Annotated in this window: 17 protein-coding genes, 1 tRNA gene and 1 pseudogene; 5 read left to right on the forward strand and 14 right to left on the reverse strand. The window is 26.4% G+C overall.

Going from position 1 to position 18,825, the window contains the following annotated elements; all coding sequences use genetic code 11:
- Positions 1-209: 209 nt before the first annotated feature.
- The 12 genes and pseudogenes from pnp to greA form a co-directional block, all read right to left on the reverse strand.
- A complete protein-coding gene (pnp, locus tag D9V63_RS01880; protein ID WP_158368885.1) occupies positions 210-2,333 on the reverse strand; it encodes a polyribonucleotide nucleotidyltransferase in 2,124 nt (707 codons plus the stop codon).
- 276 nt (positions 2,334-2,609) lie between these two features.
- Positions 2,610-2,879 (reverse strand): 30S ribosomal protein S15, encoded by a 270-nt coding sequence (gene rpsO, locus D9V63_RS01885; protein WP_158368887.1) that lies wholly within the window; start codon positions 2,877-2,879, stop codon positions 2,610-2,612.
- Between the two features lie 97 nt (positions 2,880-2,976).
- Entirely contained in the window at positions 2,977-3,897 is a 921-nt protein-coding gene (truB, locus tag D9V63_RS01890) for a tRNA pseudouridine(55) synthase TruB (RefSeq protein WP_158368889.1), read from the reverse strand.
- A 4-nt stretch (positions 3,898-3,901) separates the two neighbouring features.
- On the reverse strand, positions 3,902-4,282 hold the full coding sequence (gene rbfA, locus D9V63_RS01895; RefSeq protein ID WP_158368891.1) for a 30S ribosome-binding factor RbfA: 381 nt from the start codon (positions 4,280-4,282) through the stop codon (positions 3,902-3,904).
- A gap of 51 nt (positions 4,283-4,333) precedes the next feature.
- Positions 4,334-6,940 carry a translation initiation factor IF-2 gene (infB, locus tag D9V63_RS01900; RefSeq protein WP_158368893.1) on the reverse strand — a complete coding sequence of 869 codons (2,607 nt, stop codon included), beginning with the start codon at positions 6,938-6,940 and terminating at the stop codon, positions 4,334-4,336.
- 15 nt (positions 6,941-6,955) lie between these two features.
- Complete coding sequence (nusA, locus tag D9V63_RS01905; protein WP_158368895.1) at positions 6,956-8,443, reverse strand: transcription termination factor NusA; 1,488 nt, start codon at positions 8,441-8,443, stop codon at positions 6,956-6,958.
- 143 nt (positions 8,444-8,586) lie between these two features.
- A tRNA-Leu gene (locus D9V63_RS01910) sits at positions 8,587-8,668 on the reverse strand.
- A 54-nt stretch (positions 8,669-8,722) separates the two neighbouring features.
- Positions 8,723-9,052 (reverse strand): preprotein translocase subunit SecG, encoded by a 330-nt coding sequence (secG, locus tag D9V63_RS01915; protein ID WP_158368897.1) that lies wholly within the window; start codon positions 9,050-9,052, stop codon positions 8,723-8,725.
- Between the two features lie 129 nt (positions 9,053-9,181).
- A pseudogene (gene glmM, locus D9V63_RS01920) lies at positions 9,182-10,515 on the reverse strand (phosphoglucosamine mutase).
- 244 nt (positions 10,516-10,759) lie between these two features.
- Positions 10,760-12,592 (reverse strand): ATP-dependent zinc metalloprotease FtsH, encoded by a 1,833-nt coding sequence (gene ftsH / locus D9V63_RS01925; RefSeq protein WP_158368899.1) that lies wholly within the window; start codon positions 12,590-12,592, stop codon positions 10,760-10,762.
- An 83-nt stretch (positions 12,593-12,675) separates the two neighbouring features.
- Complete coding sequence (locus tag D9V63_RS01930; RefSeq protein WP_158368901.1) at positions 12,676-13,296, reverse strand: RlmE family RNA methyltransferase; 621 nt, start codon at positions 13,294-13,296, stop codon at positions 12,676-12,678.
- Positions 13,297-13,356: 60 nt separating this feature from the next.
- Positions 13,357-13,836 carry a transcription elongation factor GreA gene (gene greA / locus D9V63_RS01935; RefSeq protein WP_158368902.1) on the reverse strand — a complete coding sequence of 160 codons (480 nt, stop codon included), beginning with the start codon at positions 13,834-13,836 and terminating at the stop codon, positions 13,357-13,359.
- Between the two features lie 513 nt (positions 13,837-14,349).
- Between greA and D9V63_RS01940 the strand changes: the two genes are divergently transcribed.
- The 5 genes from D9V63_RS01940 (at position 14,350) to cgtA (ending at position 17,668) form a co-directional block, all read left to right on the forward strand.
- Positions 14,350-14,601, forward strand: coding sequence for a BolA family protein (locus D9V63_RS01940; RefSeq protein ID WP_158368903.1), 252 nt, complete (start codon positions 14,350-14,352; stop codon positions 14,599-14,601).
- Between the two features lie 33 nt (positions 14,602-14,634).
- Positions 14,635-15,900 (forward strand): UDP-N-acetylglucosamine 1-carboxyvinyltransferase, encoded by a 1,266-nt coding sequence (gene murA, locus D9V63_RS01945; RefSeq protein WP_158368904.1) that lies wholly within the window; start codon positions 14,635-14,637, stop codon positions 15,898-15,900.
- A gap of 82 nt (positions 15,901-15,982) precedes the next feature.
- Positions 15,983-16,303 (forward strand): 50S ribosomal protein L21, encoded by a 321-nt coding sequence (gene rplU / locus D9V63_RS01950; RefSeq protein WP_158368905.1) that lies wholly within the window; start codon positions 15,983-15,985, stop codon positions 16,301-16,303.
- A gap of 1 nt (position 16,304) precedes the next feature.
- Entirely contained in the window at positions 16,305-16,559 is a 255-nt protein-coding gene (gene rpmA, locus D9V63_RS01955; protein ID WP_158368906.1) for a 50S ribosomal protein L27, read from the forward strand.
- A gap of 107 nt (positions 16,560-16,666) precedes the next feature.
- On the forward strand, positions 16,667-17,668 hold the full coding sequence (gene cgtA, locus D9V63_RS01960) for an Obg family GTPase CgtA (protein WP_158368907.1): 1,002 nt from the start codon (positions 16,667-16,669) through the stop codon (positions 17,666-17,668).
- A gap of 131 nt (positions 17,669-17,799) precedes the next feature.
- Here cgtA and rpsI read toward each other — a convergent pair whose 3' ends face one another.
- A complete protein-coding gene (gene rpsI, locus D9V63_RS01965) occupies positions 17,800-18,192 on the reverse strand; it encodes a 30S ribosomal protein S9 (RefSeq protein WP_158368908.1) in 393 nt (130 codons plus the stop codon).
- Between the two features lie 19 nt (positions 18,193-18,211).
- Positions 18,212-18,640, reverse strand: a complete 429-nt coding sequence (gene rplM, locus D9V63_RS01970) for a 50S ribosomal protein L13 (RefSeq protein WP_158368909.1) — start codon at positions 18,638-18,640, stop codon at positions 18,212-18,214.
- Positions 18,641-18,825: the final 185 nt, after the last annotated feature.

The following is an 18,825-nucleotide window of genomic DNA, read 5'->3' on the forward strand; positions in this document are numbered from 1 at the left end:
AATCAAGATATGACATTAGCAAATAATTTAAAATTTTAAAAAATAAAGTATATATTTATTAGACAAGAAAAATCAACTAAACGAATAATAACACTATTAATTGTATATTATATTTTAAATATAGTATTTTAAAAAATAAATTTAAGTTTTATGAAAATAAACTTTTTATTTAAAAAATTTAAAAGTAATTTATTTTTACAATAATTATATCAGATAAAAATATTATTTATAGATTTATTAGATACAATAGAATCTTTTACTTCTTTAATGCTAAGTCTTAAACGTCCTTGTCGATCAATTTCTAATACCTTTACAGGTATAATTTGATCTAATTGTAAATGATCAGAAACTTTTTCTACTCTTTTGTCAGAAATTTGAGAAATATGTACTAATCCTTCTTTTCCAAAACCTATTGCAATAAAAGCACCAAAATCAACAATTCGAGTTACCTTTCCTGAATAAATACGTCCAACTTCAATTTCCGCGGTAATTTCTTCAATTCTACGAATTGCATTCTTTGCTCTTTCTCCAATTGCAGCAGATATTTTTACTGTTCCATCATCTTCAATTTCAATGATTGTTCCTGTTTCTTCTGTGAGCATTCTAATTACAGATCCGCCTTTTCCTATTACATCTTTAATTTTTTCTGGATTAATTTTAATTGTATGAATTCTTGGTGCAAATTCAGAAATTTCTTTTCTAGGCTTACTTAACGCTTGTTGCATAACATTTAAAATATGTAATCGAGCAGACTTAGCTTTACTTAAAGCAATATGCATAATTTCATTAGTTATACCTTCTATTTTTATATCCATTTGCAAAGCTGTAATACCTTCTTTGGTTCCGGAAACTTTAAAATCCATATCTCCTAAATGATCTTCATCACCTAAAATATCTGAAAGCAAAACATAATTATCACCATCTTTTACTAAACCCATAGATATTCCAGCTACAGCAGATTTTATTGGCACTCCAGCATCCATTAAAGCTAATGATGCACCACAAACAGAAGCCATAGAAGATGAACCATTAGATTCAGTAATTTCAGATACAATTCTAATAGTATATGGAAAATCATCAATTTTAGGCATTACTGCTAATAGACTTCTTTTAGCTAAACGACCATGTCCAATTTCTCTTCTTTTAGGCGACCCTACCATACCTATTTCCCCTACAGAATAAGGTGGAAAATTATAATGAAATAAAAAATTATCTATTTTATCACCTAATAATTCATCTAAATTTTGTGCATCTCGAGATGTTCCTAAAGTAACAGCAACTAAAGATTGTGTTTCACCTCGAGTAAACAAAGCAGAGCCATGTGTACGAGGTAAAACACCTGTTCTCACATCTAATGCTCGAATCATATCTTTTTCTCTACCATCAATGCGATGTTCATTATTTAATATACGTTTTCTTACAACATTTTTTTCGATTTTTTGAAAGATTTCATCAATTTCACTTATATCAATGTTTGAATTTTCATTCAAAAGCAACTTAGTTACATTATCCTTCAGAAAATTTAATTTTTCATGTCTGTCTTGTTTATTAAATATTAAATAAGCATTACTTATATCTTTTTCAACTAATGTTATAAGTTTAGATTCTAATGCGGTATTTATTTCAGGATAAGATATAGTCCACGGCAGTTTTCTAGCTTCATTTGATAAAGATCGAATATTATTAATAACTACTTGTTGTTGTTGATGGCCAAAAATAATGGCTCCAAGTACTTTTTCTTCACTTAATATTTTTGATTCTGCTTCTACCATTAAAACAGCATTTTGAGTTCCCGATACAACTAGATCTAAAAAACTAGATTTCATATCTTCAGTAGTAGGGTTTAAAATATACTGATTGTCAATTAAACCAACTCTAGCAGCTCCTACTGGACCATAAAATGGGATTCCGGATAAACTAAGCGCTGCTGAAGCGCCAATAATAGAAATAATATCAGGATTTATTTGTGGGTTAACTGATACTACTGTAGCAATAATTTGAATTTCATTAAAAAATCCTTTAGGAAATAAAGGTCGAATTGGTCTATCAATTAATCGAGCAGTTAGTATTTCACTCTCACTAGGGCGACCCTCTCTCCTAAAAAAACCGCCAGGTATTCGACCAACAGCATATGTTCTCTCTTGATAATTAACTGTAAGAGGAAAAAATTTTTGCCCAGGATGAACTGTTTTATCCCCAACAACAGTAACAAAAACAGCAGTATCATCCATACTTGCCATTACAGCTGATGTTGCTTGTCGCGCCATTATACCTGTTTCTAACGTGATTGTATGTTGGCCATATTGGAATTTTCGTACAATGGGATTCAGCAAAATAATATCCTTAATATAAAATTAATTTTGTATTAATTATAAATTAATTGATTCAAAAATAAAAATATCAATATATTTTATAAAAATTATCTACGAATTATAAATTAAATATCTATTTTTAATGATAATAAATTTATTTTCATTGTTTTATTAAAAAACATTTTAATTAGATTACAAAAAAAAGGGCTAATCAAGCCCTTTATAAAAAAATTTTATATCTGATAAATTAATTAAACAATTAAAATATTTTCATAATCTTATAAAATCAAAAATTATTTACCGTCTCAAATGTAACTTGTCAATTAATAAACTATAACTAGATATATTTTTTTTCTTTAAATAATTTAATAATTTACGACGTTTAGAAACCATTTTTAATAAGCCTCTTCGACTCGAATGATCTTTTTTATGTTGAGAAAAATGTAATTGTAGATGATTAATTTGATATGTTAACAATGCAATTTGAACTTTAGTATTTCCACTGTCTTTATCGTTTTTTCCATATTTTAAGATTTTTTCTTTTATATTTAATGTACTAAGAGACATGCAATACCTCATATATTTTAAATGATATTAAACTAATATTTTAGTAAAATTATTTAAAAATAATATCATGCTACTCTTAAATTGAATAGAAAATAACTTAATTAGTACATGTAGATATTAATCGATATGGAATTAATTTTTCTTGAGTATCAATCTTTCCTAACCCAAGAAACACTTTTTTTTCTTTTTCTAAAACACGCACCAAACTATTTTTAATATTAGATTCAAAACCAATTTCTTGTCCTAATTTAAAATTAAAAGACTGTTTTTTAGATAGATATACTTTTGGTAAAAAACAAACAGGAGTATCAATAGGCATTAATAAATTATCTAATTCTTTGATATTATTTTTATGCAATAATGTTTTTAAATAAGGTATTTTCACTAACTTAGAACAAGAAAGTAATCCTACTTGTATGCGACGCAATGAAATAACATGAGCACCGCAACCTAATTTTTCCCCTAAATCATCAATAAGCGTTCTAATATATGTTCCTTTTGAACAATGTATATTTAATCTAATTAAATTATTTTTTTGTTCAATAAGATTTAATTGATATATTTTAACCTGTCTTACATTACGTGGAATATCAAATCCTTTTCTTGCGTATTTATATAACGGAACACCGTGATACTTAATAGCTGAATACATCGAAGGTATTTGATCAACTAAACCGGTTAATTCTTTTAAAGCTTTATATAATTCAAGACATGTAAATGAAATCGTTCTTTTTTTTATAATAATTCCATCAGAATCAAATGTAGATGTTTTTTCACCTAATTTAGCAGTAACAGTATATCTTTTGTCAGAACTATTTAAATAATGAGCAAATTTTGTACTTTCTCCAAAACAAACTGGTAAAACTCCCGACGCTAATGGATCTAAGGTCCCAATATAACCTGCTTTTTTAGCATTAAAAATACTTTTTACTTGTTGTAAAGTATTATTAGAGGATATTCCTATAGGTTTATCTATTAATAAAAAACCATTAATATTACGTTTTTTATAAAAGAACATTGAACTATCCTTTGTTAAATAATATTTTTTTTTCCGTCAATTTATTTAATAATAAAGAAATTCTACTACCTTTTATAAAAGAATCATCATGATAAAAAACAATATTCGGTATAATTCTTAATTTTAATTGTTTACACAATAGTTTTCGAATATAACCAGATGCTTTATTTAATAAATTTAATAATTTCTCTACACTTAAGTTATTATGTATTTCTAAGAAACTTACAAACACTTGAGCATAAGATAAATCTTTAGATACAATAACTTCAGATATCGTGATAAGGGTTTTAAAACGTGGATCTTTAAGAAAATGCTGTATAATAATTGCAATTTTTTTTTGTAATTCTTGAGATATCTTAGAAGATCGACTAAATGATTTTTCCATTTTTATTACCAATATTTTATATGTATTAAAAATATGAATTTATCTATAAATTTATAATATTCTTTTAATCTCTTTTAATTCAAATACTTCTATATTATCTTTAACTTTTATATCATTAAAATTTTTTATTCCAATACCACATTCCATTCCATTGCGTACTTCGTTTACATCTTCTTTGAAACGACGTAAAGATTCTAAATCACCTTCATAGATTACTATATGATCTCTGAGTACGCGAATTGGATTATTTTTTTTAATAATACCATTAATTACCATACATCCAGCGATCAATCCAAATTTAGGTGATTTAAATATATTTCGTACTTCTGCTAAACCAATGATATTATGTTTATACTCAGGAGATAATAATCCTGTCATAGCAGATTTTACTTCATCAATTAAATCATAAATAACAGAGTAATAACGAAGATCTAAGTTTTCTACTTCAATAATTTTTTTAGCAGAGACATCTGCTCGAACATTAAAACCTAAAATAATAGCATTTGATGCTAATGCTAACGAAGCATCTGTTTCTGTAATTCCCCCTATACCTGAACCTATTATAGTAATCTTTACTTCTTGAGTAGATAATTTTAATAAAGCTCCACAAATAGCTTCTAAAGAACCTTGAACGTCAGATTTTATAATAACTTTTAACTCTGAAAAATTAGATTTTTTAATATTATCAAACATACTTTCTAAGCTTGATCTATTTTGATTAGCCAACTTTAGTTCACGAGATTTATTTTTTCGATAGCATGCAACTTCTTTAGCTTTTTTTTCATCACGTACAACAGTGACTTGATCACCAGCAAAGGGAACTTTAGATAAACCTAAAACTTCTACAGGTATAGAAGGTCCTACATTTTTTAATAATTTTCCAGTTTCATTGCGTAATAATCTAATACGACCATATTCTAAACCGCATAATATTACATCTCCTTTTTTTAAATTTCCTTTTTGAACTAATACAGTTGCTATTGGTCCTCGACCTTTATCCAAACGAGACTCTATTACAATACCTTCTGCCATACCTGTAGATATTGCTTTAAGTTCTAGCATTTCTGCTTGTAATAAAATTGCATTTAATAATTTATCTACACCTTGTCCAGTTTTTGCAGATATAGAAACAAATATATTTTCACCACCCCATTCTTCTGAAATAATATTATGTTTTGTTAAATCATTTTTGATTTGATTAATATCAGAACCTGTTTTATCTATTTTATTAATAGCAACAATAATGGGAACATTAGCTTCTTTCGCATGTTGAATAGCTTCAATAGTTTGTGGTTTTACTCCATCATCAGCAGCAATGACTAATATAACAATATCAGTCACTTTTACCCCTCGAGCACGCATGCCAGTAAAAGCTGAATGACCTGGTGTATCTAGAAAAGTAATTGATCCTAATTCTGTTTTTACGTGATAAGCACCAATATTCTGAGTAATTCCACCTGCTTCATTAGATGCTATTTTCGTAGAACGAATATAATCTAATAATGATGTTTTACCATGATCTACATGCCCCATAATAGTAACTACTGGAGATCTCATGATAGATATAGAATTACCTAAATCACGATCTTGCATGATTAATTCTTCTAATTCATTTTCTTTGTATACAATGACTTTATGACCCATTTCTTCTGCAATTAATTGTGCGGTATCTTGATCAAGTATGTGATTAATTGTTCCCATAATACCCATATGCATCATAGTTTTAATAACTTCAGAGCTTTTTACTGCCATTTTATTAGATAAATCAGATACTGTAATAGTACTATGAATAATTATATCTCTATTAATAGAAGATTCAGGTTTTTTAAAAACTTGTTGTAGCAAAATAGATTGATTTTTTTGTTTAATATTTTTTTTGTTTTTATAAATTCGATTATCTTCTTTTTTATTTTTTGTGTTAATATTTTGTTTATTATTTTTCTTTTGACGATAATTTTTTAAATTTCGATTGTAATTTTTTTTATTTTTTTCAACTGCGTTACTAGTTTCATCATTTTCTATGTTATGAGTATGAAAAAGTGTAGTTAAATTATAATCTTTTTTTTCTTCATGAAATTTTTTATGTACCGCAGTTTCTTTGATTATTTTTTTTGAAGTAGACAAATATTTATTCAAATCTATACTTCTTTTTAAAACTTTATTTTTTTCATTTTTTTGAAGGTTATAAGAATGATTCAATCGATTTAATTTATTTGTAAAATCTTTACTAGATTTATGTTTTGATAAAGGATTAATATTTTCTTGAAAATTTTTTTCTTTTACAGATTCATGTAAAAAGGGTTTTAAAAAGTTTTTTTCTGTATTTTGAGATAACTTTTTATCTTTTAATAAGTCTTGACTTTCTGGTATAGTATTTTTAGTGTATGTTCTTTTTTTTCGAACTTCTACTTGAACAGATTTATTTTTTCCTCCAGATAAAGCAACATTTAAAGTACTACGAGTTTTTCTTTGTAAAATAAAAGTATTTTCGTAAACGTGTTCTTTTTTTCTTAGATGTTTCAATAAAAATGCTTTCTCTGAAGTACTAATAAAATCATTTTCATTTTTAGAAATTCCAATTTCAGAAAAATTTTTTATCAACTCTTTTACTGATATTTTAATTGTATTAGACAATACTTTTAAACTCATATCAATCATACTATTTTCCTATTATTAAACTTTATTATCAAACCAACAAATATTACGAGCAGTCATAATTAACATTCCAGCTTCTTCAGAATTCAGATTTTCGATATCAATAAGATCATCTATTCCTTGATCAGCTAATTCTTCTAAAGTAAATATATTTTTTTCAGCTAGTTTTAGCGCTAATGATTCATTCATACCTTGTATATTTAAAAGCTCTTTTTCTGTTTGTTGTTTATTTATCATATTTTTTTGATCTAATTCAATTAAATTTAATCCATTTTTTGCGCGTTCTCGAACTAATTTTACTTCTGCTTCAGTTAAATTATTAATTGATGATAGTTCATCAATAGGTATGTAAGCTAATTCTTCAAGAGAAGAAAAACCTTCTTTAACTAAAATAGTAATAATTTTTTCACTAACATTTAAATATTTTTTAAAAATATTAAATGCAGCAGATGCTTCTTCTTTATATTTGATTTTTAAATCTTCTGTAGTCATTACATTTAACTCCCACCCACTAATTTGAGAAGCTAAGCGAACATTTTGACCATTTCTACCAATAGCTTGAGCTAAATTATTAGAATCTACAGCAATATCCATAGTATGACGATCTTCGTCAACTATAATAGAGGTAACGTCTGCAGGAGCCATTGCATTAATAACAAATTGAGCTGGGTTATCATTCCATAAAATAATATCAATACGTTCACCACATAATTCGCTAGATACTGCCTGTACCCGAGCTCCTCTCATTCCTACGCATGCACCTACTGGATCAATACGTTTGTCATTAGTTTTTACTGCAATTTTCGCTCGAGATCCAGCATCACGTGCAGCTGCTTTAATCTCAATAATTTCCTCACCAATTTCAGGAACTTCTATGCGGAATAATTCTATAAGCATTTCAGTTTTTGAGCGACTCATGAATAATTGAGCACCACGAGCTTCAGGATATACTCCATATAAAATACCACGAATACGATCTCCAGGACGAAAATTTTCTCTAGGTAACATACCTTCTTTTAAAATAATAGCTTCAGCATTATTACCTAGATCTAACGTAAGATTATCTCTATTAATTTTTTTTACAACACCAATTACAATTTGTCCAATATGTTGTCGAAATTGATCAACTAACATAGCACGTTCTGCTTCTCGTACTTTTTGAACAATTACTTGTTTAGCAGTTTGTGTTGTAATTCTATCGAAATTAACAGAATCAATTTTATCTTCTATGTAATCATTGAGTTGCACTTTATCACCTTCAAAAGAAGCTGCTGCTAAAGTAATTTCTTTTGTTGGATGATTGACAATATCTACTACCATCCATCGTCGAAAAGTACTAAAATTACCAGTTTTACGGTTAATACTAACTCGAACATCAATTTCTTGTTCGTGTTTTTTCTTTGTAGCTGTTGCTAATGCAACTTCTAAAGCTTCAAAAATTTTTTCACGTGGTAGTGATTTTTCATTAGAAACAGCTTCTACAACAGCTAATATTTCTTTATTCATCTTAGTAAACCTCTGAATAAATATTTGTAAATGTTCTAATAAAAAACCCCGAAAATTCGGGGTTCTAGGTAATACCACCCTTTTTTTAATATAATATGTTATTAATATATTTAATATAAAATATTTTATCTTTTGAAAAATAATACCGAGGATGGGATTTGAACCCATATGCCTTAAGGCACTACCCCCTCAAGATAGCGTGTCTACCAATTTCACCACCTCGGTGTATGCAATATTTTTTATTATAGTTAAAAAATTTTAAAAACTTAACATTTAAATCTAATGAGGTATTTCAGTATTTAATATCTTATTTTTTTTTAAATTTAACATTGTTTTATTTAAGCTATTATCTTGATTTTCAAATACACTTGAATTTATTTTTTTATCATTAATGTTACATAAAATAAGACTAATTATTAAAAATAAACAAGCACATAATCTAATAATATTTGTTGCAAAACTATTGTTTCGGAAGTTATTAAAAAATTTAATATTAGTAGATGTATTTGAATGTATAATATTGCTGACATTTTTTCCTGGTTGTAATAAAATTAAAAAATTTAAACAAACAGAAATAAAAATTAAAAAGACTAAAAAAAATAAATACATAAAAAAAAATTTTTCCTTTTTATATAAAATTGAAATAATTATTTATTGCTATTTTATTAAAAAAATTTTATCAAAACTTATAAATGTTTTTTAAATTTTTACATTAACAACTAATATTTTATATATTTATCAAATTAACTTCATTACATTTTCAATTGTACGAGCGACTTTTTTTATCTTACTATAATCTTGATCTTCTAGCATAATACGAAGACAAGATTCAGTTCCAGATTTTCGTATCAAAATACGACCAGTATTTCTTAAAATATTTTTTGATTTTTTAAGAACAGACTGGAATTTTTTATTTTCTTCAAAATTTTGATCTTGTTTTAAAAAAAAACTTAATAATATTTGAGGAAACAATGTTACTTGATTAGATAAACAGTATAAAGATGCATTGTTTTGAATCATACTTAATAATACTTGTAAACTAGCTATAATACCATCACCAGTAGAATGTTTATCTAATAAAATAACATGTCCTGATTGTTCAGCACCAAGTATCCAATTTTTTTCTTTAATTTTTTGATATATATAACGATCTCCTATTTTTGTAGCACAAAATGGTATTCCAATTTTTTTAAAACCTAAGACAATACCCATATTAGTCATTACAGTACCTACAACACCGCCATTTAACTTATTATTTTTTAAATATTGTTTTGCAATTATATAAATTATTTGATCTCCATTTATTTCGTTACCTAAATGATCTATCATGATAACACGATCTCCATCTCCATCAAATGCTAATCCAATATCAGCTTTATTTAAAATAACTAATTTTTTTAATTTAGAAGTATTAGTAGATCCTGATTTTTTATTAATATTAACGCCGTTAGGATAAATAGAACAAGTTATAACATTTGCTCCTAAATCTTGAAAAACTTTAGGTGCTATATTATAAGTTGAACCATTAGCGCAATCTAACACAATAGTAAATTTAGATAAATTCATACTTTTAGGGAAAGTGTCTTTACAAAAATTAATATACTTTTTTTCAGCATTATTAACTTTGTTAGGAATACCAAAATTTTTCAAATAAGAAAAATCATAAAAAATATCATTTAATTTTTTTTCAATTAAAATTTCAATATCTCTAGTTATTTTAATTCCATGTTTAAAAAATATTTTTACCCCATTGTCCTCAAAAGAATTATGAGAAGCAGAAATGATAATACCTGCTGAAACATTTAAAGATCTTGTTAAATATGCAATTGCAGAAGTAGGTATACAACCAGCTGATAAAGTAGAAATTCCTTTTGATAAAATTCCAAACTCTAAAGAATACTGTAACATGCATCCTGAAATACGCGTATCTCGCCCAATAACAATTTTTTTTTATCTTCACCTAAAATAGTTCCAATAATTTGTCCTAATTTTAACATAAAATCTGGAGTAATTGGTTTTTTGCCTACTATCCCACGTATACCATCTGTTTTAAAGTATTGCAAATATTTCATATCAATTGATCCTTGTTTTAAAATATTTATAGAATAAAAAATTATAAAATATTTAATAATTTTTATAAAAAATTTGATTTTTTTAAAAACAAGATGAAGTTATAATCGTTTTTATTACTTCATCTCATTTTAGTATTGTATTAAAATATAAGATTAACTATATTAAATTTTTATATAATTTAATATATACTTAATACTTAATATAACGACATTATCTATATAATTATAATATTAATAATATATTTCAATGTTGCGTTATTTCAGACCATTCTTTTGGTTTTCTAACCTCTCTTCTTGCCATTAAATCATCAATTTGAAAGGAATCAATTGTTTCATATTTTATTAAAGCATCTTTCATAGAATGTAAAATATCAATATTATCATTTAAAATATTTCTAGCTCGATTATAATTTACTTCTATTAATAACTTTACTTCTTCATCAATAATTCTAGCGGTTTCATCAGACATATGTTTTGCTTTTGCTACTGTTCGACCTAAAAATACTTCTCCTTCTTCTTCTGCGTACAATAAAGGACCTAATTTATCTGAAAAACCCCATTGAGTTACCATATTTCTTGCTAAATTTGTAGCTACTTTAATATCGTTAAAAGCACCAGTAGATACTTTTTTAGAACCATAAATAATTTCTTCTGCTAAACGACCACCATATAAAGTTGATATTTGACTTTCTAATTTTTGCCTACTAATGCTAAATGTATCTGATTCTGGTAAAAAAAAAGTAATACCTAATGCTTGACCTCTAGGAATAATCGTAACTTTATGAGCCGGATCATGATCTGGAACTAATCTTCCAACAATGACATGTCCAGCTTCATGATATGCAGTAGATTCTTTTTGAAAGTCACTCATGACCATTGATTTACGTTCAGAACCCATCATAATTTTATCTTTTGCTTTTTCAAACTCAATCATAGAAACAACACGATTATTTAAACGAGCTGCAAATAATGCTGCTTCATTTACTAAATTAGCTAAGTCTGCACCTGAAAAACCTGGTGTTCCACGAGCAATAATTATTGGATCAACATCTTGAGACAAAGGAACCTTACGCATGTGTACTTTCAAAATTTGTTCTCTTCCACGTATATCTGGAAGAGCGACAATAACTTGACGATCAAATCGACCTGGACGCAATAAAGCCGGATCTAATACATCAGGTCTATTAGTAGCAGCAATTAATATTACGCCTTCATTTCCATCAAAACCATCCATTTCTACTAACATTTGATTAAGTGTTTGTTCTCTTTCATCATGCCCTCCACCTAAACCAGCGCCTCTTTGCCGGCCTACTGCATCAATTTCATCAATAAATATAATACATGGAGCATTTTTTCTAGAATGTTCAAACATGTCTCTAACTCTAGATGCACCTACTCCCACAAACATTTCAACAAAATCCGAACCGGAGATTGTAAAAAAAGGAACTTTTGCTTCTCCTGCAACTGCCTTAGCAAGTAATGTTTTTCCAGTCCCAGGCGGGCCAACCATAAGTACGCCTTTAGGTATTTTTCCTCCTAATTTCTGAAATCGACTAGGTTCTTTTAAATATTCAACTAATTCACTTACTTCTTCTTTGGCTTCATCACATCCTGCAACATCATCAAAAGTAGTTTTAATTTCATCTTCTGATAGCATTCTAGCTTTACTTTTACCAAAAGACATAGCTCCTTTTCCACCGCCCATTTGCATTTGGCGCATAAAAAAAATCCAAACACCAATGAGCAATAACATAGGAAACCAGGAAACAAATATAGAAAATAAAATACTTGGTTCTTCTGGAACTTCCCCTATCACTTTAATGTTTTTTGTTATCAGATTATCTAATAGCTTAGGATCATTCATTGGAATGTAAGTAGTGTATTTATTACTATCTTTTTTAGTAACACTAATTGTCCGTCCATTTATATATACTTCACGGATCTGATCTTGATTAACTTCTGATAAAAAAGTAGAATAATCAATTCTGTGATTATTAGAATCACTAGCATTAAAGTTTTGAAAAACAGACATTAAAATTACTGTAATTACTAACCAAAATATTAGGTTTTTAACCATATCACTCAAGGGAACAACCTCTCATTACATCTATTTTAAAAAATAACATAGATTTAAAATTGTATTAATAAAAAATAATATTTTTATTTAGTCGCTAGGATAAATATTTCTCGTGATCTTGATCGAGAAGTTTTTGGTTTGCAAATTTTAATTCTTGAAAATAACGTTTTAATTTCTGTGTACAATTCATTTAAACCTTCTCCTTGAAAAGATTTTACTAAAAAAATACCGTGTTCTGATAATAAATATGTAGATATTGTAAGAGCAATTTTACAAATTTCTATGATACGTGGCATATCAATAGACCAATAGCCTGTAATATTAGGAGCCATGTCAGACATAACTATATTAAAAGTATTATTAGATAAGTTATTTAATATAAAATTTAATGTATGTACATCACGAAAATCTCCTTGAAAAAATTTAACGCCTTTTATTTTTTCCATAGGCAACATATCAAATGCTATAACCGATCCTGTTTTTCCAACTTTATTAATAGCATACTGTGACCAACCTCCTGGAGCTGAACCTAAATCAATAATATTCATTCCAGGTTTAAATAATTTATTATGCTTATCCAGTTCTTCTAATTTAAACCAAGATCTAGACCGAATTCTATTTTGTTTCGCTTTTTTTACACATGAATCTTGAAAATGTTCTAATAACCAACGCTTAGAACTATTTGATTTATTCTTAGCAATCATATTATTTAATTGTTTTATTATTTATAACAAATTTAATTTTTTTATCTAAATAAATTATTTTTAAACATAATCTACTTTTAAAATTTTATATTCAACATTACCAGAAGGTGTCAATATAGTAGCAATAGTATTAATATTTTTACCGATTAAACCTCTTGACATTGGAGAGTTAATTGAGATTAAATTTTTTTTAAAATCAGATTCATCATCACCAACAATTTGATAAGTGAATATTTCATTATTTTTTATATTTAAAACAGTTACTGTAGAACCGAATACAACTCTTCCATCATTAGGTATCTTAGTGATATCTATGATTTGACAATGAGATAATTTTAATTCTATTTCTTTTATTCGTCCTTCACAAAAACTTTGCTCTTCACGGGCTGAATGATATTCAGCATTTTCTTTTAAATCACCATGCTCCCTAGCTTTTGCAATTTCAATAATAATACGAGGACGTTTTTTATTTTTTAATTGTTCAAGTTCTTTACGAAGTTTTTTGGCGCCTCTAATAGTCATTGGAATTAAATTAACCATGTAACATATACCTCGTCTTTTTTGTTCAAGAATATAAAAATATTATTTAAACAATACTAAAAATATTTATTTAATTTTTTTTAAAATAAAATATATTTTTGAAAAAGATTCAATTTTTTTTTAAAATTAAATTATTCATATATTTTAATAAAGAAAGTTAGTAATATTAGTTTATCGTTGATAAAATCTAATAAAATTAAAAAATTAAAAATTTTCATACTTTTTGTTACATACTAGATAACATTTAAATTATTTCCTATTAAATTGTTTTAAATCTAAATAATTTATAATCTTTTTAAAAGCATGAATTTTTTAATAAAATATTAACCGAAAAATAAATGTATCTATCTTAATGTAAAAAATAAAATTTATCAAAAATTTCAATTTTTTTAAGAACAAGCTATTTATTGAGCCTGAGTAAAGAAGTTGACGAAAAAGATTTAAAATATATTCCTATATATAAAATTGAAAAATTTTTATATTTTAACAAAATTAATTTACAGTATATTTAAAATGAATAATGAAAAAATAATATCAATATTAAATCAAAAATTAACCTTAGAAAAAATATATGCCACAGGAGATAGTAATCATATCAAAATAATCGCAGTAGGAGATATATTTAAGGGAATGAACCAAGTAAAAAGACAACAAATAATTTATTCGCCTTTAATAAATATGATTATAGAAAAAAAAATTCATGCTGTATCTATCACAACATATACAATAGAAGAATGGAAAAAAAACAAAAAAAATCTTAGTTAAGTATTTTAAAAATTAATAGAGATTCGATAATGAATGAATAAAATATACATAGAAGGCAATAAAAAATTAAATGGTAATGTTTTAATTTCTGGTTCTAAAAATGCTGCTTTACCTATTTTATTTATGACAATATTAACAAAAGAAAAAATTGAAATAAATAATGTTCCACAAATCCAAGATATTAGCATAGCAGTTAAATTACTTAAATCTTTAGGAGCAAAAATAAAAAATAAAAATAAAATTTTATATATTGATACAAGTAATATTAATATATATTACGCGCCATATCATCTAATAAAACAAATAAGAGCATCTATTTGGATGTTAAGCCCTCTTTTAATGCGTTTTGGTAAAGCTAAGATATTTTTTCCGGGCGGGTGTGACATAGGTTTTAGACCTATTGATCTTCATTTAAAAGGTTTAATAGCACTAGGAGCTAAAATCATAAAAAAAGAGAATTGTATTATTGCAATTGCTCAAAAACCTCTTCAGGGAAAGCATATTTATATGGAAAAAATTAGCGTTGGAGCAACTATTACTGTTATGAGCGCAGCAACGTTAGCAGAAGGTTTAACAATTATCGAAAATGCCGCTCAAGAACCGGAAATTATTGATGTAGCGACGTTCTTGAATACCTTAGGAGCTAATATTAGTGGTGCAGGAAGTAATAAAATATATGTAACAGGTGTTGTTAGGTTGCGTGGAGGTTATCATAAAGTGATGCCAGACAGAATTGAAACAGGAACTTTTTTAATAGCTGCTGCAATTTCTAAAGGATTAATTATATGCAACAAAACTGAACCAAAATACTTAAAAAATGTGTTAAAAAAACTATCTGAAACTGGCGCAAATATTACAATTGGAAAAGATTGGATTAAATTAGATATGAAAGGAAAAATACCGAAAGCAGTAAATATTTCAACATCTCCATATCCAGGATTTCCAACTGATATGCAACCACAATTCACTTTATTAAATAGTATTTCTCAAGGTAAAAGTATTATTATTGAAAACATATTTAAAAATCGTTTTACTTATGCGAATGAATTAATTCAAATGGGTGCTAAAATAGAAGTTAAAAAAAATTATATTATTTGTAAAGGAGTTTCAAAATTATCTTCTAAAAATCTTTTCTCTACTGATTTAAGAGGTTCCGCTACATTAATTTTAGCCGGATGTATTGCAAAAGGAATTACAGTAGTGAATAATATTCATCATTTCAAAAGAGGATATGAATCATTTCCGAAAAAATTAAATCAATTAGGTGCAAATATTCAATATGATATGAAATATATATAATAATATTTCAACTTTCTAATTTATACAAGGAATTATTAATCTTTTATTAATTAAAAACAAATAAACATCATTGGAGTGTTATATGTATGCAGTTTTTTTAAGTGGCGGTAAACAATATCGAGTTAAAAAAAATCAAGTAATTCAAATAGAAAAATTAAACGATCCAACGGGTTCAATAGTTGAATTTAAAAATGTACTAATGGTTTCAAATAAAGATAAAACAGAAATAGGATGTCCTTTTTTAAATGGAACTAAGGTTGAAGCGTGTATTGAAAATCATGGGAGATCTAAAAAAATTAAAGTAATAAAATTTAATCGTCGTAAACATTATAAAAAACAACAAGGGCATCGTCAACATTTTACTAGTGTAAAAATTATAAATATTAATCATATAGAGAAATAACATGGCACATAAGAAAGCTGGTGGTTCTACAAGAAACGGAAGAGATTCTCATGCTCAACGATTAGGAATAAAACATTTTGGAGGTGAATTAGTATCAGCAGGCAGTATTATTGTAAGACAAAGAGGAACTAAATTTCATCCCGGAAAAAACACAGGTTGTGGCAAAGATCATACTATTTTTGCAATGATTAAAGGAAAAATAGAATTTAAAAAAAAAGGAATAAAAAAAAGAACATATATTAATATTATTAACTAAAAAACATCAAAAAATTACTATTTCCAAAAACCCCTTTGCTGAGGGGTATTATTTTTTTTCTAAATACTTTTTAAAATTATAATTATTTTTTAAAATAAGGAATTTACATGAAATTTATTGATCAAACTATTATTCAAGTTATAGCAGGTAATGGGGGAAATGGGTGTATTCATTTTAGAAGAGAAAAATATATTCCTAAAGGGGGTCCAGATGGTGGAGATGGCGGAGATGGAGGAAATATTTGGATAGAATCAAATAATAACTTAAATACTCTTATAGATTTTAGATTTAAAAAAATATTTCAAGCTGAACATGGAACAGATGGATTTAAAAGAAATTGCTCTGGAAAAAAAGGACATGATATCACCATTTATGTTCCTATTGGTACTAAAATAATTAATTATCAAACACGTGAGATAATAGATGATTTAATACAAAATAAACAAAAAATACTTATCGCAAAAGGAGGTTGGCATGGTTTAGGTAATTCTCGGTTTAAATCTTCAATTAATAGAACACCAAGACAAAGAACATTAGGTTCAATAGGAGAAAAAAGACATATACAACTAGAATTATTGTTAATAGCCGACGTTGGGACATTAGGTATGCCCAATGTTGGAAAATCAACTTTGGTAAAAAATATATCTGGTGCTAAAACAAAAATTTCAGATTATCCATTTACTACACTAAGTCCTATTTTAGGAAGTGTTGAAATAGAAAATAAAAAGTTTATCATAGCAGACATTCCAGGTATTATTCAAGGTGCATCTATGGGAAAAGGACTAGGTATTCATTTTTTAAAGCATTTAGAAAGATGTAAAATATTACTTCACATTGTTGATTTGTTTCCTTCGGACTTTTCTAATCCAATAGAAAATATTAAATCTGTATTATATGAATTAAAGCAATATAGTATAAAATTATACAAAAAACCAAGATTCTTAATCTTTAATAAAATTGATTTAATGACAACTTTACAAATAAATGAATTTATAAAAAAAATTAAAAATGATTTAAATATACAAGAACCATACTATTTAATTTCTTCTCTCCAAAAAATAGGAACAAAAAAATTATGTTCCGATATCCTGTATTATTTAAAAAAATAAAATTTTTTTAAATTCATTTGTTTAATTTTTAATTTTTTAAAATAAAAATATAAAAATTATGAAAAATCAATGAAAGAACTCGGTTTATTATAAAAAACCAAGTTCTTTAAGATAACTATTATTATTTAATTTTAACGTTTAGAAAATTGTATTCGTTTCCTGGATTTACGAAAACCGACTTTTTTTCGTTCTACTTGTCGTGAATCACGTGTAACAAATCCAGACTTTCTTAATTCACTACGTAATAATTGATCATAATCAATTAAAGCACGAGTAATTCCTTGTCTAATTGCACCAGCTTGTCCAGAAATTCCTCCTCCCTTTACTGTAATATAAAAATCAAAATTACTCATCATATCTATTAACACTAAAGGTTGCCGAACAATCATACAAGAAGTTTCTCGACCAAAGTAATCCTTCAACAAACGTTTGTTTACAACTATTTGACCTGTTCCAGGTCTCAAAAAGACTCTAGCAGAAGAGCTTTTACGACGACCAGTTCCATAATTTTGAATTTTCATCATGTATTTTAATATAACCCTATTAAATATTTAAAAATTGAGGACATTGCGCTATATGATTATGTTTTTCATCTGAAAAAACTTTTAACTTTTTTAACATTAAGCGCCCCAAGGGTCCTTTTGGTAACATCCCTTTTACTGCTACTTTAATAATTTTTTCTGGATTTTTTAATATAACTTCTGCAAATGTCAATTTTTTTATCCCACCAATATAACCTGTATGATGATAATAAATTTTATTGCTCTTCTTTTTTCCTGTAACTAATACTTTAGAGGCATTTAAAACTATAATATAATCCCCAACATCAAGATGCGGTGTATATTGAGCTTTATGTTTTCCTCTAAGACGTAAAGACAAGGCACTAGCAAATCTTCCTAGGACTTTATTAGTAGCGTCAACATAAAACCAATCTCTCTTAATATTTTTTTCTTTGATTGAAAAAGTTTTCATTACATCACCAATTAAAAATAATATATTTAAAAATAATACTATGATTAAAGTTAATAAGATAGAGCAATTATATTATCATCTATAATACCTATTAAAATATTTTTAAAAAAATATTTAACATTTTTTTTAAAAAACAACACATTTTTTTATATAAAAAATAGTATATTATATATTCTATTGTTATT

This window comes from Buchnera aphidicola (Aphis nasturtii) (genome assembly GCF_005083345.1).
Taxonomy (GTDB): Bacteria; Pseudomonadota; Gammaproteobacteria; order Enterobacterales; family Enterobacteriaceae; genus Buchnera; species Buchnera aphidicola_R.